General features: G+C 41.5%; 21 protein-coding genes and 1 pseudogene. 16 read left to right on the forward strand and 6 right to left on the reverse strand.

The genetic code is table 11. From position 1 onward, the window contains the following. Nucleotides 1-15: 15 nt before the first annotated feature. The 3 genes from scpB to yidD are packed head-to-tail and all read left to right on the forward strand — an operon-like array spanning nt 16 to nt 1,536. Nucleotides 16-585 carry an SMC-Scp complex subunit ScpB gene (gene scpB, locus ADG81_RS02385; RefSeq protein ID WP_000105302.1) on the forward strand — a complete coding sequence of 190 codons (570 nt, stop codon included), beginning with the start codon at nt 16-18 and terminating at the stop codon, nt 583-585. Continuing rightward, entirely contained in the window at nt 572-1,294 is a 723-nt protein-coding gene (locus ADG81_RS02390) for a pseudouridine synthase (RefSeq protein WP_001222228.1), read from the forward strand. Before scpB ends, ADG81_RS02390 begins: the two co-directional genes overlap by 14 nt. Next, entirely contained in the window at nt 1,294-1,536 is a 243-nt protein-coding gene (yidD, locus tag ADG81_RS02395) for a membrane protein insertion efficiency factor YidD (protein WP_024057384.1), read from the forward strand. The genes ADG81_RS02390 and yidD overlap by 1 nt, the downstream gene beginning before the upstream one ends. A gap of 223 nt (nt 1,537-1,759) precedes the next feature. Here the strand turns inward: yidD and ADG81_RS02400 are convergent, their stop codons facing one another. The 5 genes from ADG81_RS02400 to galE form a co-directional block, all read right to left on the reverse strand. After that, on the reverse strand, nt 1,760-2,725 hold the full coding sequence (locus tag ADG81_RS02400; RefSeq protein ID WP_049550795.1) for a siderophore ABC transporter substrate-binding protein: 966 nt from the start codon (nt 2,723-2,725) through the stop codon (nt 1,760-1,762). Nucleotides 2,726-2,820: 95 nt separating this feature from the next. Then, nucleotides 2,821-3,573, reverse strand: coding sequence for an ABC transporter ATP-binding protein (locus ADG81_RS02405; RefSeq protein ID WP_049550796.1), 753 nt, complete (start codon nt 3,571-3,573; stop codon nt 2,821-2,823). Further along, nucleotides 3,570-4,526 carry an iron chelate uptake ABC transporter family permease subunit gene (locus ADG81_RS02410; RefSeq protein ID WP_049550797.1) on the reverse strand — a complete coding sequence of 319 codons (957 nt, stop codon included), beginning with the start codon at nt 4,524-4,526 and terminating at the stop codon, nt 3,570-3,572. Before ADG81_RS02410 ends, ADG81_RS02405 begins: the two co-directional genes overlap by 4 nt. Continuing rightward, nucleotides 4,516-5,475, reverse strand: a complete 960-nt coding sequence (locus ADG81_RS02415) for an ABC transporter permease (protein ID WP_004255926.1) — start codon at nt 5,473-5,475, stop codon at nt 4,516-4,518. Before ADG81_RS02415 ends, ADG81_RS02410 begins: the two co-directional genes overlap by 11 nt. Nucleotides 5,476-5,618: 143 nt before the next feature. Next, entirely contained in the window at nt 5,619-6,617 is a 999-nt protein-coding gene (galE, locus tag ADG81_RS02420; RefSeq protein WP_065427684.1) for a UDP-glucose 4-epimerase GalE, read from the reverse strand. Between the two features lie 294 nt (nt 6,618-6,911). Here galE and pepA point away from each other — a divergent pair, with 294 nt between their 5' ends. Continuing rightward, a complete protein-coding gene (pepA, locus tag ADG81_RS02425) occupies nt 6,912-7,976 on the forward strand; it encodes a glutamyl aminopeptidase (RefSeq protein ID WP_004255930.1) in 1,065 nt (354 codons plus the stop codon). Nucleotides 7,977-7,995: 19 nt separating this feature from the next. Then, nucleotides 7,996-8,292 (forward strand): enterocin immunity protein, encoded by a 297-nt coding sequence (locus tag ADG81_RS02430; RefSeq protein ID WP_049550798.1) that lies wholly within the window; start codon nt 7,996-7,998, stop codon nt 8,290-8,292. Nucleotides 8,293-8,389: 97 nt separating this feature from the next. On the opposite strand, the gene ADG81_RS02435 is transcribed toward ADG81_RS02430, so the two are convergent. Next, nucleotides 8,390-10,021, reverse strand: coding sequence for a Na/Pi cotransporter family protein (locus ADG81_RS02435; RefSeq protein ID WP_049499742.1), 1,632 nt, complete (start codon nt 10,019-10,021; stop codon nt 8,390-8,392). Between the two features lie 303 nt (nt 10,022-10,324). Here ADG81_RS02435 and ADG81_RS10175 point away from each other — a divergent pair. The 11 genes and pseudogenes from ADG81_RS10175 to grpE all read left to right on the forward strand — a co-directional run. Beyond that, nucleotides 10,325-10,387, forward strand: a pseudogene (locus ADG81_RS10175) (YSIRK-type signal peptide-containing protein); the annotation flags it as partial. Between the two features lie 291 nt (nt 10,388-10,678). Then, complete coding sequence (locus tag ADG81_RS02440) at nt 10,679-15,598, forward strand: endo-beta-N-acetylglucosaminidase (protein WP_414716417.1); 4,920 nt, start codon at nt 10,679-10,681, stop codon at nt 15,596-15,598. 89 nt (nt 15,599-15,687) lie between these two features. Beyond that, complete coding sequence (locus ADG81_RS02445) at nt 15,688-16,884, forward strand: phosphoglycerate kinase (RefSeq protein WP_001096743.1); 1,197 nt, start codon at nt 15,688-15,690, stop codon at nt 16,882-16,884. Between the two features lie 323 nt (nt 16,885-17,207). Beyond that, nucleotides 17,208-17,735 carry an FUSC family protein gene (locus tag ADG81_RS02450; RefSeq protein ID WP_004255937.1) on the forward strand — a complete coding sequence of 176 codons (528 nt, stop codon included), beginning with the start codon at nt 17,208-17,210 and terminating at the stop codon, nt 17,733-17,735. Between the two features lie 76 nt (nt 17,736-17,811). Beyond that, entirely contained in the window at nt 17,812-18,168 is a 357-nt protein-coding gene (gene glnR / locus ADG81_RS02455) for a transcriptional repressor GlnR (protein WP_000659548.1), read from the forward strand. A gap of 36 nt (nt 18,169-18,204) precedes the next feature. Next, nucleotides 18,205-19,551: a type I glutamate--ammonia ligase gene (gene glnA, locus ADG81_RS02460; RefSeq protein ID WP_033676218.1), complete on the forward strand. Its 1,347-nt coding sequence runs from the start codon at nt 18,205-18,207 to the stop codon at nt 19,549-19,551. Between the two features lie 119 nt (nt 19,552-19,670). After that, a complete protein-coding gene (locus ADG81_RS02465) occupies nt 19,671-19,991 on the forward strand; it encodes a PadR family transcriptional regulator (protein WP_049550799.1) in 321 nt (106 codons plus the stop codon). After that, nucleotides 19,991-20,566, forward strand: a complete 576-nt coding sequence (locus ADG81_RS02470; protein ID WP_049550800.1) for a DUF2812 domain-containing protein — start codon at nt 19,991-19,993, stop codon at nt 20,564-20,566. The genes ADG81_RS02465 and ADG81_RS02470 overlap by 1 nt, the downstream gene beginning before the upstream one ends. Nucleotides 20,567-20,600: 34 nt before the next feature. Next, entirely contained in the window at nt 20,601-21,113 is a 513-nt protein-coding gene (locus ADG81_RS02475; RefSeq protein WP_049550801.1) for a DUF2812 domain-containing protein, read from the forward strand. 160 nt (nt 21,114-21,273) lie between these two features. Then, nucleotides 21,274-22,308: a heat-inducible transcriptional repressor HrcA gene (hrcA, locus tag ADG81_RS02480; RefSeq protein WP_049550802.1), complete on the forward strand. Its 1,035-nt coding sequence runs from the start codon at nt 21,274-21,276 to the stop codon at nt 22,306-22,308. Between the two features lie 26 nt (nt 22,309-22,334). Then, a complete protein-coding gene (grpE, locus tag ADG81_RS02485; protein WP_000046029.1) occupies nt 22,335-22,859 on the forward strand; it encodes a nucleotide exchange factor GrpE in 525 nt (174 codons plus the stop codon). Nucleotides 22,860-22,931 lie beyond the last annotated feature (72 nt).

A 22,931-nucleotide genomic window follows, 5' to 3' on the forward strand; every position in this document is an offset into this window, starting at 1 on the left:
TGATAGAGAGGAAAGATGAGTACTTTAGCAAAAATAGAAGCGCTCTTGTTTGTAGCGGGTGAAGATGGGATTAGAGTCCGCCAGTTAGCTGAACTCCTCTCTCTGCCACCGACAGGCATCCAACAGAGTTTAGAAAAATTAGCCCAGAAGTATGAAAAGGACCCAGATTCCAGCTTGGCTCTGATTGAGACAGGTGGGGCTTACAGATTGGTGACCAAGCCTCAATTTGCAGAGATTTTGAAGGAATATTCCAAGGCGCCTATCAACCAGAGTTTATCTCGGGCTGCCCTTGAGACCTTGTCCATCATTGCCTACAAGCAGCCGATTACGCGGATCGAAATTGATGCCATCCGTGGGGTTAACTCGAGTGGGGCCTTGGCAAAGTTGCAGGCCTTTGACTTGATTAAGGAAGACGGGAAAAAAGAAGTCTTGGGTCGTCCCAACCTCTATGTGACTACAGATTATTTCCTAGATTACATGGGGATAAACCATTTAGAAGAATTACCAGTGATTGATGAGCTTGAGATTCAAGCCCAAGAAAGCCAATTATTTGGTGAAAGGATAGAAGAAGATGAGAATCAATAAGTATATTGCCCACGCAGGTGTGGCCAGTAGGAGAAAAGCAGAAGAGCTGATTAAGCAAGGTTTGGTGACGGTTAACGGCCAGGTGGTACGTGAACTAGCAACGACCATCAAGTCAGGCGACAAGGTCGAAGTTGAAGGTCAACCTATCTACAACGAAGAAAAGGTCTATTATCTACTTAACAAACCACGCGGTGTCATTTCCAGTGTGACAGATGACAAGGGTCGCAAGACGGTTGTCGACCTCTTGCCCAATGTCAAAGAGCGCATCTACCCTGTAGGTCGTTTGGACTGGGATACATCAGGAGTCTTGATTTTGACCAATGATGGGGATTTTACGGATGAGATGATTCACCCTCGTAATGAGATTGACAAGGTTTATGTCGCGCGTGTTAAAGGTGTGGCCAATAAGGATAATCTGCGCCCCTTGACCCGTGGACTTGAGATTGATGGAAAGAAAACCAAGCCGGCTGTCTATGAGATTCTCAAAGTGGATCCAGTCAAAAACCGCTCTGTGGTGCAGTTGACTATCCATGAAGGGCGTAACCACCAGGTTAAAAAGATGTTTGAAGCTGTCGGTCTCCAAGTAGATAAGTTATCACGGACTCGTTTCGGACATCTAGACTTGACAGGACTTCGTCCGGGAGAATCTCGTCGCCTTAATAAAAAAGAAATCAGCCAACTACATACCATGGCTGTAACCAAGAAATAATGAAACGAATTTTAATAGCGCCTGTGCGCTTTTACCAACGTTTTATCTCACCAGCCTTTCCACCCTCTTGTCGCTTTGAGCCGACTTGTTCCAACTACATGATTGAGGCTATTGAAAAACATGGCTTCAAGGGTGTTTTGATGGGCTTGGCTCGGATTTTACGTTGCCATCCCTGGTCGAAAACAGGTAAGGACCCTGTTCCAGACCATTTTTCCCTCAAACGAAATCAAGAAGGGGAATGAGGTTAGGTAAAAGATTTTAATAAAATAATAAAACCGCATCCTATCAGGTTTGAGTGAGCTTGATAGGATGCGTTTTAGAATGTCAAAATTTTATACTCTTCGAAAATCTCTTCAAACCGCGTCAACTTCCATCTGCAACCTCAAAACAGTGTTTTGAGATTGCAGTTAGTTTCCTAGTTTGCTCTTTGCTTTTCATTGAGTATTAAATTGAGTTTAAAGTAGCTTATTTCAAGGATTTTTGTGCGTCTTCAATCATGAGTTTTGTTGATTCTAGACCGCCTCCGCTTAGATACCAGAGGTCTGGTGTTAGTTGGATGATCTTGCCATTTTTAGCAGCAGGAGTTTCAGCGATGAGGGCATTTTCTAGGACACCATCGTTGCTAGAGTTGTCACCACCGATGGCAAGGGTACGGTTGATAACAAAGAGGATGTCAGGATTGATTTCTTTGACACTTTCAAAGCTGACTTCCTGTCCGTGGCGTGAGTCTTCAAATTGAGTATCAGTTGGCTTGAATTTCAAGGTTTGGTACAAGAAAGAGAAACGAGATTGGGCACCAAAGGCTGCCATTTTTCCTTCATTGAGGAGGATGGCAAGGGCTTTTTTGTCAGAGCTTTCATTTTTAGTAGCGACTTCTTGGATGTTCTTGTCTAGCTTGGCCAATTCTTCCTTGGCTTTCTGTGTACCAGTTTCACCGAAGGCGCTTGCTAGGGATTCGATATTAGCCTTGGTAGAAGTCCAGTAGTCATCTTTGCCTGCTTGGAAGAGAACAGTCGGAGCGATTTCGTTGAACTTATCTACGAATTTTTGGGTACGTGGTGAAGCGATAATTAGGTCTGGTTCAAGAGCAGCAAGGGCTTCTAGGTCTGGCTCAACCATAGAACCAACATTTTTAACTTTTCCAGCTAGGTCTTTAAGATAAGTCGGAACAGTTTTTATAGGCATTCCGACGATATTCTTTTCAAAACCTAAAGCGCGAATAGTATCCGCAGTACCGAGGTCAAAGGTCACAATCTTTTCAGGGACTTTTGAAAGTGTGACTACACCTAGTGAATTTTTAATGGTTACCTCTGTTGGAGCAGAGCTACTTGACTCCGTCTTACTAGTGCTTGAGTTTGTACTACATGCACCAAGTAGGAGCAAGAAGCTGGCTACTAGGGCAGTGAGGTAAAGTTTGAGGGATGTTTTCATGATTTCTCCTTTTTAAAATGTGATAACGATTTAGGGAGTCTCTAGGTTTTATTGACTAAGAGATTGAAGGTTCTCTAACTTGAACTTATATGTTATTAGCTATAGATACAGATCTTTTTGCCATTGATATCAGCCAGCGTGATGGGAATCTCATAAAGTTGACTGAGCAGGTCAGCCTGCATGATTTGATCTGTTCTTCCGTTGCTAAAGACTTGACCGTCCTTGAAGGCGACAATTTCATCTGCATACTGACTGGCCATGTTGATATCGTGGAGAACGATGATAATGGTTTTGTCGAGTTCCTCCACCAGTCGCCGAAGAATCTGCATCATGCTGACGCTTTGCTTGATATCGAGATTGTTGAGTGGTTCGTCCAGCAAGATAAAGTCTGTATCCTGGGCCAGTACCATAGCGATAAAGACCCGCTGGAGTTGTCCTCCTGACAGGCTATCGATGTAGCGGTTTTTTAAGTTGGTCAGTTCCAGATAGTCCAGAGTTTCTCGGATTTTTTCCCAATCTTCTGGTCTCAGTCGACCTCGGCTGTAGGGAAAACGTCCAAAACTGACCAGTTCTTCCACCGTCAATTTGGCTTGGTAATTGATTTTCTGCTTTAGGATAGTCAGTTCTTGAGCCAGTTCTTGCGAATTCCAACTCTCGATTTCACGGCCTTTGATACTGAGAATTCCCTGATCTTTTTTGGTCAGTCTGCTCATGATGGAGAGGAGAGTCGATTTTCCAGCACCATTTGGACCAATGAAGGCTGTCAGTTTCTGAGGACTGACTTCAAGCGAAATGTCTTGCAAAATATCCTGTTTTTGAATGGATTTGTCAATGTTTTTCAGTTTCACTGACGCGCCCTCCTGTATAGTAAGATAAAGAATAAGAGACCACCTACGCTCTCGATGATCATGCTGATGCGAATTTCCAGCGCAAAGACTCGTTCAATCAGGGCTTGCCCCAAGGTCAAACTGATAAATCCAATCAGAATTGCTACGATAAAGAGCAACTTGTGCCGGTAATCTTTGACAATCAGGTAAGTGAGATTGGCCAGCATAAAACCGAAGAAGGCCATAGGCCCTACCAAGGCAGTGGCCGTTGAGGTCAAAAGTACGATACCCCAGAGGAGCTCTCTCTGTTCTTTTTCAACGTCGAGTCCCAGTATCTGAGCCGTTTCTCTTTGCAGGTGCAAGACATCCAGAATGACTGCTTTTCGAAAGAAAAAGGTTGTCAAGGCAAGGATGATCAGAGAACCGATGGTTAGGATGGAAGTGTTGAGATGTTGAAAGGAGGCAAAGAGACTGTTTTGCAGTTTATCGTATTCATTTGGATCCATCAGGACTTGGAGGAAGGTACTGATATTTCGAAAGAGACTTCCGAGGGCTAGACAGATCAACAGAATGAAGACAAGGTCTTGCTTCATCAGTGTCTTCAAGTAGCCTTGTAAGGCAAGAAAGAAGAGGGATTGGATGAGAAGTAAGATTAGGAATTCTAAGATAGGGGACTTGCCAAGTTGAAGAAACTTACTTTCAAAAACCAGTAGTAGAGTTTGCAGTAGGACGTAGAAGGATTCGATTCCTAAAATACTTGGCGTCAGGAAACGATTTTCCGTCAGTGTTTGAAAACTAATGGTCGAAATCCCTGTCGCGATAGCTACCAAGAGATAAACGATGATCTTTTGGGAACGCAGCTTCCAAGAAAAGGCTGACAAGTGAGTAATGGGCCAAAAATAGAGGAGACAAGCTCCGATGGCCAGAATAATGAGAAGGCAGAATAGCTTAGTATGTTTGCTTTTAGACTGCATCTTTTCGTCCCCCTCTCCAGAGAAGTAGGATAAAGACGAGGCTACCAATGATTCCTAGTAGAAGACTGACAGACAGCTCATAGGGCCGAATCAGAACTCGGGATAGGATATCGCAGGCCAGAACTAGATTGGCACCGACCAGTACGACCATGAGTTTGGTTTGGCTCAGATTATCTCCATAGTGCTTGCGAACAAGATTTGGAACGATGACTCCGAGAAATGGCAAGCCACCCACGGTAATCATGGTGACACTAGTCGTTAGAGCCACAAGAAAGAGGGCCAGTTTTTCAAGTAGGGAGTAGGAAATCCCCAAACTCTCGCTGGTTTCTTTGCCCAGATTCATGATGGTGAAGGTTTGGGATAATTTCCAAACGGCTATCAGGATAATGAGGCCTAAGAAAAGCCATTCATACTGATGGGTCTGAATCATGGAGAAGGAGCCCTGGGTCCAAGCTGTCATACTCTGAACCAGATTGAAACGGTAGGCGATAACTTCTGTCACAGAACCGATAATCCCACTATAGATGATCCCAATCAGAGGCAACATCCACCTTTCCTTTACAGTAAAAATGGCCATAAAGGCTAGGAAGAAGAGGGTGAATACGATGGATGAAACAAAAGCGAAGAGCATCTTTTGAGTCAGACTAGCCGACGGAAAGACAAAGAGGCTCAATACCATTCCTAGTTTGGCGGCTTCAGTCGTTCCAACTGTACTCGGTGCAGCAAACTGATTTTGAGTGATAGTCTGCATGAGGAGCCCTGCCATACTCATACTAGAGGCAGTCAGGAGAATGCTAATGGTTCTTGGAAGACGGGACTCTTGAAAGAGAAGCCAAGTTTCATGATCCAGTGCAAAGAGTTTTCCCCATGAAAAATCACTGGTCCCAATGCTAATAGAGAGAAAGACCAGGAGTAGAAGTAAGCCAATTAAATAATGAGAAAGTTTCATACCCCGTCCTTTCATGTGGATTTGGTATCGAAAGATACCTGCGGATATTAATGTAACACGAATTATTTAATCTGTCAATAAATTTTCTGACAATTTAATGAATAAAACAAGGAGAGAGCGCCAAGGCTTTCTCCTTTGTTATCCTATTCCAAAATGTTTTTGCCTTCTTTAACACGCCAACGATAATCTGATAAAATAATATCTTCGAGGGAGTAGCTAGCCTTCCAATCAAGATATTGTTTAGCTTTTGATGCGTCTGCTAGGACGCTAGCTGGGTCACCAGCACGGCGAGCAACAATTTCGTGTGGTATTTTTTGATTCAGTAATTCTTCAGCAGTTTTAAAGATTTCTTTGACGGTATAGCCCTTTTCAGTTCCTAAGTTAAATATTTGAGAAGAACTGTCTTCTTGAAAGAGGTAGTTCATTCCTTTAACATGAGCCTGTGCAAGGTCCAAGACATGAATGTAATCTCGAATACATGAACCATCACGTGTATCATAGTCATCTCCAAATATTTTCAGGCTATCATTTTGTCCCAATGCGGTCTTGTTGATGTTGGGAATGATATGAGTTGGATTTTTCACTCGCAGACCGTTTGAAGCATCCATTTCAGCTCCAGCTACATTAAAGTAACGGAAAATGACATATTTCCAATCGTAGCGATTGGCCATCCAGTAAATCATTCGTTCACCCATCAGTTTTGTTTCTGCATAAGGGTTGACAGGGTCGAGCAGGGTATCTTCAGTTGCAGGCTTGTCAATACAGTTATTACCATAGAGGGAAGCAGTCGAAGAGAACATGATTTTTTGAATACCAACTTCAGATAAGACTTTGAGAACTTGGTTCATACCAGCAACATTGGCAGTGAAGTATTTGCTTGGGTTTTCAATGCTTTCGCTAACAACAATCTCACCTGCACAGTGCAGAACAGCATCAATCTGATTTTCTTCCAAATAAGTTTTTAAGGCGCTAGCATCATAAACATCCAGTTGTTTAAAGCTAGCACGACTATCTACAGCCGCTCGATTTCCTGTAGAGAGATTATCTAGAACATGTACCTGATAGCCAGCATTTAAAAGAGCTTTAACGGTATGGGAGCCAATGTAGCCAGCTCCACCTGTAACAAGAATTGTTTTGGTCATGATTTTTTCCTTTTTCTAGTTTTGTACTATTTTAAAGAAAGAAGAAAGGAAAGTCAACTATTTTCTGTAAATTTCATGAAAAATCTGAACAATTTAGGTATCGGATTGTTTTTTTGTTTGGAAATAAAGTTTCGAGTTAATATTGGAATTTTTTTAGATTTCACTTCAAATGCAAGAGAATACTATCCATTTCTGAGATAGAGCAAGACAAAGATACTAACTTAGAAATCCACCTTCCCGCTATCCTTCTCCTATAAAAAGTGGTAAAATGGATGAAAGAAAGAAGGAACTGAAATGACAACATTATTTTCAAAAATCAAAGAAGTAACAGAACTTGCTGCGATCTCAGGTCATGAAGCACCTGTCCGTGCTTATCTTCGTGAAAAGTTGACACCGCACGTGGATGAAGTGGTGACAGATGGCTTGGGTGGTATTTTTGGTATCAAACATTCAGAAGCTGCAGATGCACCGCGCGTCTTGGTCGCTTCTCACATGGATGAAGTTGGTTTTATGGTCAGCGAAATAAAGCCAGATGGTACCTTCCGTGTCGTAGAAATCGGTGGTTGGAATCCTATGGTGGTTAGTAGCCAGCGCTTTAAACTCTTTACTCGTGACGGTCGTGAAATTCCTGTGATTTCAGGCTCTGTTCCGCCACATTTGACTCGTGGTAAGGGCGGACCAACCATGCCTGCCATTGCAGATATCGTCTTTGATGGCGGTTTTGCGGATAAGGCTGAGGCAGAAAGCTTTGGAATCCGTCCTGGTGACACCATTGTCCCAGATAGTTCCGCTATCTTAACAGCCAATGAAAAAAATATCATTTCAAAAGCTTGGGACAATCGCTATGGAGTTCTTATGGTGAGCGAGTTGGCAGAAGCTCTGTCAGGTCAAAAACTCGGAAATGAACTCTATCTTGGCTCTAACGTCCAAGAAGAAGTTGGTCTCCGCGGTGCTCATACATCTACAACCAAGTTTGATCCAGAAGTCTTCCTAGCAGTTGATTGCTCACCAGCAGGTGATGTTTATGGCGGTCAAGGCAAGATTGGGGATGGAACCTTGATTCGTTTCTACGACCCAGGTCACTTGCTTCTCCCAGGGATGAAGGATTTCCTTTTGACAACTGCTGAAGAAGCTGGAATCAAGTACCAATACTACTGTGGTAAAGGCGGAACAGACGCTGGCGCAGCTCATTTGAAAAATGGTGGTGTCCCATCAACAACAATCGGTGTTTGCGCTCGTTATATCCACTCTCACCAAACCCTCTATGCAATGGATGACTTCCTAGAAGCTCAAGCTTTCTTGCAAGCCTTGGTGAAAAAATTGGATCGTTCAACAGTTGACTTGATTAAAAATTATTAAACTTAAGGAGGTGGTAGGGATGGTAGAACCAAACCTAGAAATCCTTGTAAAAGATCTTTACAATCATGCTCGACATGATTTGAGTGAAGATTTAGTTGCTGCTCTCCTAGAGACTGCTAAAAAACTGCCTACTACAAATGAGCAATTGCTGTCAGTTCGTCTCTCAGGCCTGGTCAATCGTGAATTGCTCCTAAATCCCAAACATCCGGCACCTGAGTTGCTCAACTTGGCTCGCTTTATCAAAAGAGAAGAATCCAAGTACAGAGGAACTGCGGCTTCTGCGATTATGTATGGGGAGCTCTTTAAAATGCTTTGATTCCATTGTGAATCAAAGCATTTTTCTATATGTTAGAAAAGCAATTCTTGGTTAGGAAAAGAAAAAAGCCATCCTATTTAGGATAGCTTCTTGGTTCTTAGATTTGTTCAGCGATGACCTTTTCAGCTAGATTCATAGCATGGTCAGATACACGAGTATAGTGGGAAATGATGTCGATAAAGTTGACCCCAGCTTGCGTTGAACACTCGCCCTTGTTGAGGCGTTTGATGTGGGTCTTTCTGAGAACACGTTCCATATTGTTGATTTCTTTATGGCGTTCAATCAGACTTTGAGCTTTTTCAATATCATTGTTTTCCACGCTATCAAGGGCATCCTTGATAAAGCCAGTGGTTTTTTGATAGATATCAGCCAATTCCTGTAAAGCAGCTTCAGAGAACTCGACATTTTTACGTTGAAGGTAGTCAGTCAGATTGATTAGGGCTTCTGCGTGGTCCCCAATCCGTTCCAAATCACGGGATGAATCCAGGATGTTGGTGAGCACTTCACTTTCTTTCTGGCTAAGGGCTTCACTTGAAAGGGTAATAAGGTAACGAGTCAATTTTTCATCAATGGTATTGATGGCTTCTTCTGTCTTGTGGCCTTTTTCAGCAACCTTTTCATTAAGGTCAATGATGTAGTTGTATGAAAGGTCAAAGGCTTTAGAAGCATAATTTCCCAAGTGAAGGAGTTCTTTTTTGGCATTTCCGAGAGCGATTGATGGAGCTTGTTTAATCAAATGCTCATCAAGATAAAGTGGCTCGTACTTGACAACTTCGTCTTCACCAGGGATGAGCTTGGTTACAAAGTAAGCCAAGGCTCCGATGAATGGAAATTGGATAATAGTATTTGTGATATTAAAGGTTCCGTGGGCGAAGGCAATGGTCATTTCTGGAGCCAGATTGAGTGTAGATTCAAACCATTGAATCAAGCCAGTGAAAGGTACAAGGAAGACAATACAGATAACCGTACCAATCACGTTAAAGGCGACATGGGCACCAGCAACACGTTTGGCAGCGATATTGGCTCCAAGAGAAGCAATAATAGCTGTAATGGTCGTTCCGATATTATCACCAAACAAGACTGGTAGGGCACCTTGTAGATCAATCAAACCACTTGCGTAAAGATTCTGTAGGATACCGATAGTTGCGGAAGAAGCTTGAATGAGTAGGGTTAGTCCAGTTCCGACAAAGACACCTAGAATAGGACTCTTGCTTAGTTCAACCATATAGTCTCTAAAGACTTGCAGGTCTTTTAGAGGTTCCATTGCACCGCTCATAAGATTGAGAGCGAAGAAGATACCACCTACACCAAAAATGATACGTCCGATGTTATTGATAGAGCGATTCTTGGTGAAGAAGAGACAAATCGCTCCGATGAAAAGCATTGGTAAGGCGTAATCTCCTAGCTTAAAACCGATGATAAAGGATGTAACGGTAGTTCCAATATTGGCACCCATGACAATACCGATAGCTTGACGCAAGGTCAAAAGTCCTGCGCTGACTAGCCCCACTGTAATGACTGTGACACCAGAACTTGACTGAATTAGTGCCGTCATACCGATACCAACTAGCACACCGAAGAACGGATTGCTGGTATATTTGTCAATGTAAAAACGAAGGCGATCTCCAGCAGCTTGTTGCAAACCGTCTCCCATGGTCTTGATACTATATAAGAATAATCCTAGACCACCTAAAAAGTGAAATAAAATTTCCTGCCAATTAATGGACATTTCTTTTTCCTCCGAAAAATAATAACGGAATTTCTCCTATTCTATTTTAAAGGATAAAAGTAAATCTAACAAGTGTTAAGCTAAGATTTTAGAAAGAAAATTCGTTAGAATGGGCCTTAATTATATTAATTTTACCAATTTCTAACCTAGATATAGGTATTTCCTTTTATATATTGACATTTAAAAGAAATATTTTAAAATGAGGGAGGTATTATCTTGGTCCCTGTGATTGGGATAAAAATTTTATAAAGAAAGTTAAGCGCTTTCTTTTATGTAACGAAATCAATCTTTTAGGAGGAGAAAATGAAGAATCCATTTTTTGAAAGACGTTGTCGTTACAGTATTCGTAAGTTGTCAGTAGGAGCCTGCTCGCTGATGATTGGGGCTGTTTTATTTGCTGGCCCAGCCTTGGCTGAAGAAACTGCAGTCCCTGAAAATAGAGGAGCCAATACAGGGCTTGTTTCAGGAGAGAGTGAGCATCCAACTAATGAAGCTGACAAGCAACATGAAGGAGAACATGCTAGAGAAAATAAGTTAGAAAAGGCAGAAGGAGTAGCGACAGCATCTGAAACTGCTTCGCCAGCAAACAATGAAGCTGCAACTACTGAAACTACAGAGGCAGTAAGCGTAGCTAAACCAGAGGAAAAACCAAGTGAGGTGGCTGCAGAAACATCATCTGTAGAAGCAAAACCTAAGTCTGACAAGGAAATAGAAGCAAAGCCTGAAGCAACTAGCCAAGGAGATGAGTCTAAGCCAGCAGCAGAAGCTAATAAGATTGAAAAAGAAGTCCAGCCAGATGTCCCTAAAAATACAGAAAAAACATTAAAACCAAAGGAAATCAAATTTAATTCTTGGGAAGAATTGTTGAAATGGGAACCCGGTGCTCGTGAAGATGATGCCATCAACCGCGGCTCTGTTGCCCTCGCTCCACGTCGGACAGGTCATTTGGTCAATGAAAAAGCTAGCAAGGAAGCAAAAGTTCAAGCTCTATCCAACACCAATTCTAAAGCAAAAGACCATGCTTCTGTTGGTGGAGAAGAGTTCAAGGCCTATGCTTTTGACTATTGGCAATATCTAGATTCAATGGTCTTCTGGGAAGGTCTTGTTCCAACTCCTGACGTTATTGATGCAGGTCACCGTAACGGGGTTCCTGTATATGGTACACTCTTCTTTAACTGGTCTAATAGTATTGCAGATCAAGAAAAATTCGCTGAAGCTTTGAAGCAAGACGCAGATGGTAGCTTCCCAATTGCCCGTAAATTGGTAGATATGGCCAAGTATTATGGCTATGATGGCTATTTCATCAACCAGGAAACAACTGGAGATTTGGTTGAACCTCTTGGAGAAAAGATGCGCCAGTTTATGCTCTATACCAAGGAATATGCTGCTAAGGTAAACCATCCAATCAAGTATTCTTGGTACGATGCCATGACTTATAACTATGGACGTTACCACCAAGATGGTTTGGGAGAATACAACTACCAATTCATGCAACCAGAAGGAGATAAGGTTCCAGCAGATAACTTCTTTGCTAACTTTAACTGGGATAAGGCTAAGAATGATTACACTATTACAACTGCCAACTGGATTGGCCGTAATCCTTATGACGTATTTGCAGGTTTGGAATTGCAACAGGGTGGTTCCTACAAGACCAAGGTCAAATGGAATGACATTTTAGATGAAAATGGGAAATTGCGCCTTTCTCTTGGTTTGTTCGCCCCAGATACCATTACAAGTTTAGGAAAAACTGGTGAAGATTATCATAAGAATGAAGATATCTTCTTTACAGGTTATCAAGGTGATCCTACTGGCCAAAAACCAGGTGATAAAGATTGGTATGGGATTGCTAACCTAGTTGCGGACCGTACGCCAGCAGTAGGTAATACTTTTACTACTTCTTTTAATACAGGTCATGGTAGAAAATGGTTCGTAGATGGTAAGGTTTCTAAGGATTCTGAGTGGAATTACCGTTCAGTTTCAGGTGTTCTTCCAACATGGCGCTGGTGGCAAAAATCAACTGGCGATAAGTTGAAAGCAAGCTATGATTTTGAAGATGCTTATAATGGTGGAACTTCTCTCAAATTTGCAGGGGATCTTTCAGGTGCGACCAAGCAAGATGTTAATTTGTACTCTACTCGCTTGAAGGTGACAGATACAACCAAATTACATGTTGCCCACAAAGGAGGCAAAGGGAGCAAGGTTTATGTAGAATTTGCAACCAAGAAAGATTATACCTACGGTGATGAAGCTGCCCGTAAAGAATTGACAGTTTCAGATAACTGGACTACCGATGATTTTGATTTGAGTGCCTTGGCAGGTAAAACAATTTACGGTATTAAACTCTATTTTGAAAATGATAAAGATTTAAAAGGTTATCAATTTAACCTGGGGCAATTGACCATCAGCAATAATCAAGATGCTCCACAGGCACCAACCACAGTAGCTGTAGCCAAACAAGTCCTTAAAAATGCCCAAGAAGCGGAAGCAGTTGTGCAATTTAAAGGCAACAAGGATGCAGATTTCTATGAAGTTTACGAAAAAGATGGAGACAGCTGGAAATTACTAACTGGTTCATCTTCTACAACGATTTATCTACCAAAAGTTAGCCGTTCAGCAAGTGCTCAGGGTACAACTCAAGAACTGAAGGTTGTAGCAGTCGGTAAAAATGGGGTTCGTTCAGAAGCTGCAACCACAACCTTTGATTGGGGCATGACTGTAAAAGATACCAGCCTACCAAAACCACTAGCTGAAAATATCGTTCCAGGTGCAACAGTTATTGATAGTACTTTCCCTAAGACTGAAGGTGGAGAAGGTATTGAAGGTATGTTGAATGGTACCATTACCAGTCTTTCAGACAAGTGGTCTTCTGGACAGTTAAGTGGTAGTGTGGATATTCGTTTGACCCAGCCACGTACAGTTGTTAGATGGGTGATGGACCATGCTGGAGCTGGTGGAGAATCTGTAAACGACGGTTTGATGAACACCAAAGACTTTGACCTCTATTATAAAGATGCGGATGGTCAATGGAAATTGGCTAAGGAAGTCCGTGGCAATAAAGCCCATGTTACAGATATTACCCTTGATAAACCAATCACAGCTCAAGATTGGCGCTTGAATGTTGTCACTTCTGACAATGGAACCCCATGGAAGGCTATTCGTATCTATAACTGGAAAATGTATGAAAAGCTTGATACTGAGAGTGTCAATATTCCGATGGCCAAGGCTGCAGCCCGTTCTCTAGGCAATAACAAGGTACAAGTTGGCTTTGCGGATGTACCAGCTGGAGCAGCCATTACCGTTTATGATAATCCAAATTCTCAAACTCCGCTTGCAACCTTGAAGAGCGAAGTTGGAGGAGACCTAGCAAGTGCACCATTGGATTTGACAAATCAATCTGGTCTTCTTTACTATCGTACCCAGTTGCCAGGCAAGGAAATTAGTAATATCCTAGCAGTTTCCGTTCCAAAAGATGACAGAAGAATCAAGTCAGTCAGCCTAGAAACAGGACCTAAGAAAACAAGCTACGCCGAAGGGGAGAATTTAGACCTTAGAGGTGGTGTTCTTCGAGTTCAGTATGAAGGTGGAGCTGAGGACGAACTTATTCGCCTAACTCACGCGGGTGTATCAGTGTCAGGTTTTGATACGCATCATAAGGGAGAACAAAATCTTACTTTACAATATTTGGGGCAACCGGTACATGCTAATTTATCAGTGACTGTTACTAGTCAAGATGAAGCAAGTCCGAAAACTATTTTGGGAATTGAAGTAAGTCAGGAACCCAAAAAAGATTACCTAGTTGGTGATAGCTTAGACTTGTCTGAAGGACGCTTTGCAGTGGCTTATAGTAATGACACCATGGAAGAACATTCCTTTACTGATGAGGGAGTTGAAATTTCTGGTTACGATGCTCAAAAGACTGGTCGTCAAACCTTGACGCTTCGTTACCAAGGACATGAAGTCAACTTTGATGTTTTGGTATCTCCAAAAGCAGCATTGAACGATGAGTACCTTAAACAAAAATTAGCAGAAGTTGAAGCGGCTAAGAACAAGGTGGTCTATAACTTTGCTTCGCCAGAAGTAAAAGAAGCATTCTTGAAAGCAATTGAAGCGGCCGAACAAGTGTTGAAAGACCATGAAACTAGCACCCAAGATCAGGTTAATGACCGACTTAATAAATTGACAGAAGCTCATAAAGCTCTGAATGGTCAAGAGAAATTTACGGAAGAAAAGACAGAACTCGATCGCTTAACAGGTGAGGCTCAAGAGCTCTTAGCTGCCAAACCAAACCATCCTTCAGGTTCTGCCCTAGCCCCACTTCTTGAAAAGAACAAGGTCTTGGTTGAAAAAGTAGATTTGAGTCCAGAAGAGCTTGCGACAGCGAAACAGAGTCTAAAAGATCTGGTTGCCCTATTGAAAGAAGACAAACCAGCAGTCTTTTCTGATAGTAAAACAGGTGTTGAAGTACACTTCTCAAATAAAGAGAAGACTGTCATCAAGGGCTTGAAAGTAGAACGTGTTCAAGCAAGTGATGAAGAGAAGAAATACTTTGCTGGAGAAGATGCTCATGTCTTTGAAATAGAAGGTCTAGATGAAAAAGGTCAAGACGTTGATCTCTCTTACGCTTCTATTGTGAAAATTCCAATTGAAAAAGATAAGAAAGTGAAGAAAGTCTTCTTCTTACCTGAAGGTAAAGAGGCAGTAGAATTGGCTTTTGAACAAACGGATAGTCATGTCATCTTTACAGCGCCACACTTTACTCATTATGCCTTTGTTTATGAATCTGCTGAAAAACCACAACCTGCTAAACCAGTAGAAAAAGTTATTTCAAGCAAGGAACCAGCTGAAGGTGTCAAGAATTTGGTTGTGGATACTCCGAAATTAGAAGTCGAAGAGACAAGTATCGCCTTCGAACACCAAGAACGTCCAAATCCAAATCTTACAGTCGGTCAACGTCAACTTGTCCAAGCAGGGGTTGAGGGACAAATTCGCCGCTTGATTGAAGTAGATAGCCAAGGCAATCGTACGCTTCGCGCTACAGAAGTTTTGAAAGAAGCAAGCCCTGAAATCGTAGAAGTAGGTACTGGTCTCATTCCTGCCAATCCAGCACCACAAAACACAGATCTTCCAAAACCTACTAATCAACCAGCGTCTGACCAACAAAAGGCTCCTAAATTGGAAGTCCAAGAGGAAAAGATTGCCTTTGACCGTCAAGAACATGAAAATGCTGAGTTGCTAGTTGGGGAACAACGAGTCATCATACGGGGACGAGATGGTCTGTTAAGACATGTCTTTGAAGTTGATGAAAATGGTCAGCGTCGCCTTCGTTCAACAGAAGTTATCCAAGAAGCGATTCCAGAAATTGTTGAAATTGGAACAAAAGTAAAAACAGAGCCAGCAGTAGCGCCTACACAAGAAAAACCAGCCCAAAATACAGCAGTTAAATCAGAAGAAGCAAGCAAACAATTGCCAAATACAGGAACAGTTGATGCTAATGAAGCCCTAATAGCAGGCTTGGCCAGCCTTGGTCTTGCTAGTTTAGCCTTGACCTTGAAACAGAAAAAAGAAGATGAAGATTAAATATCGAAAAATCTTGTGAAATCTTTCCTTATATTTCCAAAGTGTGATATAATAGTTTCGAATAAAATAAATAAAGGGGTTTTTGTAACATGGCAAAACTTACTGTTAAAGACGTTGACTTGAAAGGTAAAAAAGTCCTCGTTCGTGTTGACTTCAACGTACCATTGAAAGATGGCGTAATCACTAACGACAACCGTATCACAGCAGCTCTTCCAACTATTAAGTACATCATCGAACAAGGTGGACGTGCAATTCTTTTCTCTCACCTTGGACGTGTGAAAGAAGAAGCTGATAAAGCTGGTAAATCACTTGCTCCTGTAGCAGCAGACTTGGCAGCAAAACTTGGCCAAGACGTTGTTTTCCCAGGTGTCACTCGTGGTGCTGAATTGGAAGCAGCTATCAACGCTCTTGAAGATGGACAAGTTCTCTTGGTTGAAAACACTCGTTACGAAGATGTTGACGGCAAGAAAGAATCTAAAAACGATCCTGAACTTGGTAAATACTGGGCATCACTTGGAGATGGTATCTTCGTAAACGATGCATTCGGTACAGCTCACCGTGCACACGCATCTAACGTTGGTATCTCAGCAAACGTTGAAAAAGCAGTTGCTGGTTTCCTTCTTGAAAACGAAATTGCCTACATCCAAGAAGCAGTTGAAACTCCAGAACGTCCATTCGTGGCTATCCTTGGTGGTTCAAAAGTTTCAGACAAGATCGGTGTTATCGAAAACTTGCTTGAAAAAGCTGATAAAGTCCTTATCGGTGGTGGTATGACTTACACATTCTACAAAGCACAAGGTATCGAAATCGGTAACTCACTTGTAGAAGAAGACAAATTGGATGTTGCGAAAGCTCTTCTTGAAAAAGCAAACGGTAAATTGATCTTGCCAGTTGACTCAAAAGAAGCTAACGCATTTGCTGGTTACACTGAAGTGCGTGACACTGAAGGTGAAGCAGTTTCTGAAGGCTTCCTTGGTCTTGACATCGGTCCAAAATCTATCGCTAAATTTGACGAAGCTTTGACTGGTGCCAAAACAGTTGTATGGAACGGACCTATGGGTGTATTTGAAAACCCAGACTTCCAAGCTGGTACAATCGGTGTGATGGACGCTATCGTGAAACAACCAGGCGTTAAATCAATCATCGGTGGTGGTGACTCAGCTGCCGCAGCGATCAACCTTGGACGTGCAGACAAATTCTCATGGATTAGTACGGGCGGAGGTGCTTCAATGGAACTTCTCGAAGGTAAAGTATTGCCAGGTTTGGCTGCACTTACAGAAAAATAATTTCAGCCCGTTAGTCTCTACAAAATCCTGATTTTGTAGAAAAAGGAACAAAACTGAAACGTTAACAAAAAGGTGACATAGCCACCTTTTTGTGTTAGTGTAGGTATTTGTGACGCGGTGGTGGAGCATCAATGGAACTTCTTGAAGGTAAAGTTCTTCCAGGACTTGCAGCCTTGACAGAAAAATAAGATTTTATAAATAAATCAAAGAAGAGAGGGATGAAAGTTCCTCTTTTCTTTTGCTTAAAATAAAAACGCTTCCTCTCAACTATTCATAATAAAATCAGCAGATTTATGATAAAATGGAAATAGAAAGTTGAGATTATGAGTTATTTTAAAAAATATAAATTCGATAAATCCCAGTTCAAACTTGGTATGCGAACCTTTAAAACAGGTATTGCTGTTTTTCTAGTTCTCTTGATTTTTGGCTTTTTTGGCTGGAAAGGTCTTCAAATCGGTGCTTTGACAGCCGTTTTTAGCCTGAGGGAGAGTTTTGATAAGAGTGTCCATTTTGGGACTTCGCGTATTCTAGGAAATAGTATCGGTGGTCTCTATGCCCTAGTCTTCTTCCTATTAAATACCTTTTTCCACGAAGCCTTTTGGGTAACCTTGGTTGTTGTTCCGATTTGTACCATGTTAACCATTATGACAAATGTAGCCATGAATAACAAAGCAGGAGTTATTGGTGGTGTAGCAGCTATGTTAATCATTACCCTATCGATTCCGAGTGGCGAAACAATTTTGTACGTATTTGCGCGTGTATCAGAAACTTTTATGGGAGTTTTTGTCGCAATTCTCGTAAATTACGATATTGATCGTATTCGGCTCATTTTAGAGAAAAAAGAAAAATAATGTTACATTTTATAACATTATCAATTGACGTTTGTCTTTTTTTAGACTATAATAGACAGAAAGAAGGAAATTGTAAATGAAGGAAAAAGAATTTCGCCGAAATATGGCTGTTTTTCCTATCGGCAGTGTTATGAAGTTGACCGATCTATCGGCGCGTCAGATTCGTTATTATGAAGATCAAGAGTTGATTAAACCTGATCGAAACGAGGGGAACCGTCGCATGTATTCCTTGAATGACATGGATCGTCTGCTTGAAATCAAAGATTATATCTCTGAAGGTTATAATATCGCTGCCATTAAGAAAAAATATGCTGAACGTGAAGCGAAATCCAAGAAAGCGGTGAGTCAGACTGAGGTGCGCCGTGCACTTCACAATGAACTCCTTCAACAGGGGCGCTTTGCTTCAGTACGGTCACCTTTTGGTCGCGGTTAGGCAACCGCAAGTAGTCATACATTAAGGAGAAAACTCATGCCAATCACAGCTGCAGATATTCGTCGTGAAGTCAAGGAAAAAAATGTTACCTTTATTCGTCTTATGTTCTCAGATATTTTGGGAACCATGAAAAACGTCGAAATTCCTGCTACAGATGAACAGTTAGATAAAGTCTTGTCAAATAAGGCTATGTTTGATGGATCTTCTATTGAAGGTTTTGTACGTATCAATGAGTCGGATATGTACTTGTACCCAGACTTGGATACATGGACAGTCTTCCCGTGGGGAGATGAAAATGGAAGTGTTGCAGGTTTGATCTGTGATGTCTATACAACAGAAGGTGAACCATTTGCAGGTGACCCTCGTGGTAATTTGAAGCGTGCTCTTCATCACATGGAAGAAGTAGGATTCAAGTCCTTCAACCTTGGGCCAGAGCCAGAATTCTTCCTATTTAAGTTGGATGAAAATGGAGACCCAACACTTGAAGTGAATGACAAGGGTGGCTACTTTGATTTGGCGCCTACGGACCTTGCGGACAATACACGTCGAGAGATTGTGAATGTCTTGACCAAAATGGGATTTGAAGTAGAAGCGAGTCACCACGAGGTTGCGGTTGGACAACATGAGATTGACTTTAAGTATGATGAAGTCCTCCGTGCTTGTGATAAGATTCAAATCTTTAAACTTGTTGTTAAAACCATTGCTCGCAAACACGGACTTTACGCAACCTTTATGGCGAAGCCAAAATTTGGTATTGCTGGCTCAGGTATGCACTGTAATATGTCCTTGTTTGATGCAGAAGGGAATAACGCCTTCTTTGATCCAAATGATCCAAAAGGAATGCAGTTGTCAGAAACGGCCTACCATTTCCTTGGCGGTTTGATCAAGCATGCCTACAACTATACTGCTATCATGAACCCAACGGTTAACTCATACAAACGTTTGGTTCCAGGTTATGAAGCGCCTGTTTACATTGCTTGGGCTGGTCGTAACCGTTCGCCACTTGTGCGCGTGCCTGCTTCACGTGGTATGGGGACTCGTCTTGAGTTGCGTTCAGTGGATCCAATGGCTAATCCGTACATCGCTATGGCAGTTCTTTTGGAAGTTGGTTTGCATGGTATTGAAAATAAAATCGAAGCACCAGCTCCTATCGAAGAAAATATCTACATCATGACAGCAGAAGAGCGCAAGGAAGCTGGTATTACAGACCTTCCATCAACCCTTCACAACGCTTTGAAAGCTCTGACTGAAGATGAAGTTGTCAGAGCGGCTCTCGGAGAACATATCTATACTAGTTTCCTTGAAGCCAAACGAATCGAATGGGCAAGTTATGCAACCTTCGTTTCACAATGGGAAATTGATAATTATTTAGACCTTTACTAATACTAATATAGAAGAAAGATTGCCTGAGGGTGATCTTTTTTCTTGTGTTTTGTATCGAGGTGTGATATATTTTATATAACGAAGTGCGATATATCGAACTAGATAGGAGGTAGCTATAAATGGAATTAACGGATAAGATTCGTCGAGTTTATCTTCCCATGACGGAAACGGGTTTTTATATCTTGTTCTGTCTGCAAAAGGAAGGTCATGGTTATAGTATTACGCAAAAGGTCAGGGAAATGACAGATTCGCAAGTTTCAATCAGTCCTGGAACTATGTATGGAACCTTGTCAAAAATGGAAAGGGATGGTTTGATTTCCTTTGTCCGAGAAGAGGAAAAACGGAAAATCTATCAGATTACAGACTTGGGACGAAAAGTTTTAGATATTGAATTGAAGCGTATTGAACGACTCTACAGAAACAGTCGGGAGGAAGGATGATGGAAAAGAAAATTGTTTATCGAATTTTTACAATTGCGGATTATGAGAGGGAGGCTCTATACTTTAGAGAAATGCATGCTAAGGGCTGGAAACTTAGGGAAGTAAGCTACTCTATCTTATTGTTTGCAGTTAAGTATACCTTTGAAAAGTGTCAGCCTGAGCAAGTGTCTTATCAGTTGGATTTTTACCCAATGGAAAAATCAGAGAGAGCCTCCTATTTACAACTATTTAAAGACTGTGGTTGGGAGCATATTACAGACTTTAATAGTTTTTCCTATTTTAGAAAAGCGCATTCTGAAGTTGAATCGGCTGCAGAGTTTGAAATTTATAACGATGCTACTAACAAGTTGGATATGGTTAATCGCATTTTAAGACTGCGACTAGTACCTGTTTTACTTTTGCTAGCCATACATATACCATTACTATTTATGTTGCTCGATAGGAGTAATGCGTATGGTCTATGGGGATTTCTTGTGGTTGGGTTCGATATTTTCTTGTCTTTAATCCTTTTGTTAATAGTTGCCTATATTAGCTGGAAGTTATGGCATAAAAAGAAGGAATTATCAGATTTATGATAGGGTAGGTATGCTCAAAATTGGAGGGGAAGTCATGATCAATAAAAAGCAATTTCGGATCTTCACTATTCTTGATTTGGACAAGAAGGAAGAATATTTACATGAGATGCATTTGAAAGGCTGGAGATATAGAACGAATAGTTTTGGTTTTTTCTATTTTGAACAATGTCAACCTGATGATGTCATCTACCGTATCTATGATTCTAGATTTCTTAAAAAGCATAAGCGTGAACTGCAAGATTTTAGAAATAGCGGTTGGGAATTGATAGAAAGAGATTTTTGTTCGATTCTTCGTAAACCAGCTTCTGATATACTTTCAGAGGAACGAGTTTATATGAGTAAGGAGCTCAGGTGGGAAGTTATGCGGTCTAGACTTTGTTCCTGTACAGCTACTTTCTCGGGTGGTCTTGTTGTTTGTATGAGTTTATTTAAAGAAGAGCTTTCTATGTCTTTCTTTATAGTTTTTCTTTTATATGCTTTTCTGATTTCTTATCTAATCTATGGTTATTTCAGACTTAAAAAGAAATACCGAGTAGCTGGAAGGTAAAGCTCTAGGTCTTCAGACTGATTTTTAGCACTCTTGATGAAAGAGTGCTAATTTTTTGAGTTTTTGTCTTGACATTCTCTTTTAAGGGTGTATAATAGAATCATGAGTTAGCACTTGAACGTATCGAGTGCTAATGGATCAGACAGAGAGGAGTGATGAGATGGTTACAGAGCGTCAGCAGGATATTTTAAATCTGATTATTGACATCTTTACCAAAACGCACGAACCTGTCGGATCCAAAGCCTTGCAAGAGTCTATTAACTCTAGCAGTGCAACTATTCGTAATGACATGGCGGCTTTAGAAAAGCAAGGGTTACTTGAGAAGGCTCATACTTCAAGCGGTCGCATGCCAAGTGTTGCTGGTTTTCAGTACTATGTTAAACACTCACTGGATTTTGACCGATTAGCTGAAAATGAGGTATATGAGATTGTCAAAACCTTTGATCAGGAATTCTTCAAATTGGAGGATATTCTGCAAGAGGCTGCTAATCTACTGACAGACTTGAGTGGCTGTACGGTAGTGGCACTGGACGTTGAGCCGAGCAGACAACGGTTGACAGCCTTTGATATCGTGGTTTTAGGTCAACATACAGCCTTGGCAGTATTTACCCTAGACGAATCGCGAACGGTTACCAGTCAGTTTCTGATTCCAAGGAACTTCTTGCAGGAAGATTTGCTGAAACTGAAGGCAATCATTCAAGAACGTTTCCTCGGTCACACCGTTCTAGATATTCACTACAAGATTCGGACGGAGATTCCGCAGATTATCCAGCGTTATTTCACAACAACGGATAATGTTATAGATCTCTTTGAACATATCTTTAAGGAAATGTTCAACGAAAACATTGTGGTGGCGGGCAAGGTCAATCTCTTGAATTTTGCTAATCTGGCAGCTTATCAGTTCTTTGATCAACCGCAAAAGGTAGCTCTGGAGATTCGTGAGGGGTTGCGTGAAGATCAGATGCAAAATGTCCGAGTTGCGGACAGTCAAGAGTCCTGTCTAGCAGACCTAGCGGTGATTAGTAGCAAGTTCCTCATTCCTTATCGGGGAGTTGGAATTCTAGCCATTGTTGGTCCAGTCAATCTGGATTACCAACAGCTAATCAACCAAGTCAACGTAGTCAACCGTGTTTTGACCATGAAGTTGACAGATTTTTACCGCTACCTCAGCAGTAATCATTACGAAGTACATTAAGATTGAAATCATTAAAGGAGGCGAAAATGGCCCAAGATATAAAAAATGAAGAAGTAGAAGAAGTTCAAGAAGAGGAAGTTGTGGAAACAGCTGAAGAAACAACTCCTGAGAAGTCTGAGTTGGACTTGGCAAATGAACGTGCAGATGAATTTGAAAACAAATACCTTCGCGCTCATGCAGAAATGCAAAATATCCAACGCCGTGCCAATGAAGAGCGTCAAAACTTGCAACGTTATCGTAGCCAAGACTTGGCAAAAGCGATTCTCCCTTCTTTGGATAACCTTGAGCGTGCACTCGCAGTTGAAGGCTTGACAGATGATGTGAAGAAGGGCTTGGAAATGGTGCAAGAAAGCTTGATTCATGCTTTGAAAGAAGAAGGAATCGAAGAAATCGCAGCTGACGGTGAATTTGACCATAACTACCATATGGCCATCCAAACTCTCCCAGCAGACGATGAACACCCAGCAGATACCATCGCCCAAGTTTTCCAAAAAGGCTACAAACTCCATGACCGCATCCTACGCCCAGCCATGGTAGTGGTCTATAACTAGTTTAGAAAACTTGACAAAATTTGTCCGAAACGACAATAAACTATGAAGAAAGATAAAATATATTTGGCTTTG

This window comes from Streptococcus pseudopneumoniae (genome assembly GCF_001070815.1).
GTDB classification, from domain to species: Bacteria; Bacillota; Bacilli; order Lactobacillales; family Streptococcaceae; genus Streptococcus; species Streptococcus pseudopneumoniae_P.

Excerpts from the sequence above, each read along its gene's own strand:
- scpB (WP_000105302.1), top strand. The coding sequence starts at position 16 with ATGAGTACTTTAGCAAAAATAGAAGCGCTCTTGTTTGTAGCGGGTGAA.
- ADG81_RS02390 (WP_001222228.1), top strand. The coding sequence starts at position 572 with ATGAGAATCAATAAGTATATTGCCCACGCAGGTGTGGCCAGTAGGAGA.
- yidD (WP_024057384.1), top strand. The coding sequence starts at position 1,294 with ATGAAACGAATTTTAATAGCGCCTGTGCGCTTTTACCAACGTTTTATC.
- ADG81_RS02400 (WP_049550795.1), bottom strand. The coding sequence starts at position 2,725 with ATGAAAACATCCCTCAAACTTTACCTCACTGCCCTAGTAGCCAGCTTC.
- ADG81_RS02410 (WP_049550797.1), bottom strand. The coding sequence starts at position 4,526 with ATGCAGTCTAAAAGCAAACATACTAAGCTATTCTGCCTTCTCATTATT.
- ADG81_RS02415 (WP_004255926.1), bottom strand. The coding sequence starts at position 5,475 with ATGAAACTTTCTCATTATTTAATTGGCTTACTTCTACTCCTGGTCTTT.
- galE (WP_065427684.1), bottom strand. The coding sequence starts at position 6,617 with ATGACCAAAACAATTCTTGTTACAGGTGGAGCTGGCTACATTGGCTCC.
- pepA (WP_004255930.1), top strand. The coding sequence starts at position 6,912 with ATGACAACATTATTTTCAAAAATCAAAGAAGTAACAGAACTTGCTGCG.
- ADG81_RS02430 (WP_049550798.1), top strand. The coding sequence starts at position 7,996 with ATGGTAGAACCAAACCTAGAAATCCTTGTAAAAGATCTTTACAATCAT.
- ADG81_RS02435 (WP_049499742.1), bottom strand. The coding sequence starts at position 10,021 with ATGTCCATTAATTGGCAGGAAATTTTATTTCACTTTTTAGGTGGTCTA.
- ADG81_RS02445 (WP_001096743.1), top strand. The coding sequence starts at position 15,688 with ATGGCAAAACTTACTGTTAAAGACGTTGACTTGAAAGGTAAAAAAGTC.
- ADG81_RS02450 (WP_004255937.1), top strand. The coding sequence starts at position 17,208 with ATGAGTTATTTTAAAAAATATAAATTCGATAAATCCCAGTTCAAACTT.
- glnR (WP_000659548.1), top strand. The coding sequence starts at position 17,812 with ATGAAGGAAAAAGAATTTCGCCGAAATATGGCTGTTTTTCCTATCGGC.
- glnA (WP_033676218.1), top strand. The coding sequence starts at position 18,205 with ATGCCAATCACAGCTGCAGATATTCGTCGTGAAGTCAAGGAAAAAAAT.
- ADG81_RS02465 (WP_049550799.1), top strand. The coding sequence starts at position 19,671 with ATGGAATTAACGGATAAGATTCGTCGAGTTTATCTTCCCATGACGGAA.
- ADG81_RS02470 (WP_049550800.1), top strand. The coding sequence starts at position 19,991 with ATGGAAAAGAAAATTGTTTATCGAATTTTTACAATTGCGGATTATGAG.
- ADG81_RS02475 (WP_049550801.1), top strand. The coding sequence starts at position 20,601 with ATGATCAATAAAAAGCAATTTCGGATCTTCACTATTCTTGATTTGGAC.
- hrcA (WP_049550802.1), top strand. The coding sequence starts at position 21,274 with ATGGTTACAGAGCGTCAGCAGGATATTTTAAATCTGATTATTGACATC.
- grpE (WP_000046029.1), top strand. The coding sequence starts at position 22,335 with ATGGCCCAAGATATAAAAAATGAAGAAGTAGAAGAAGTTCAAGAAGAG.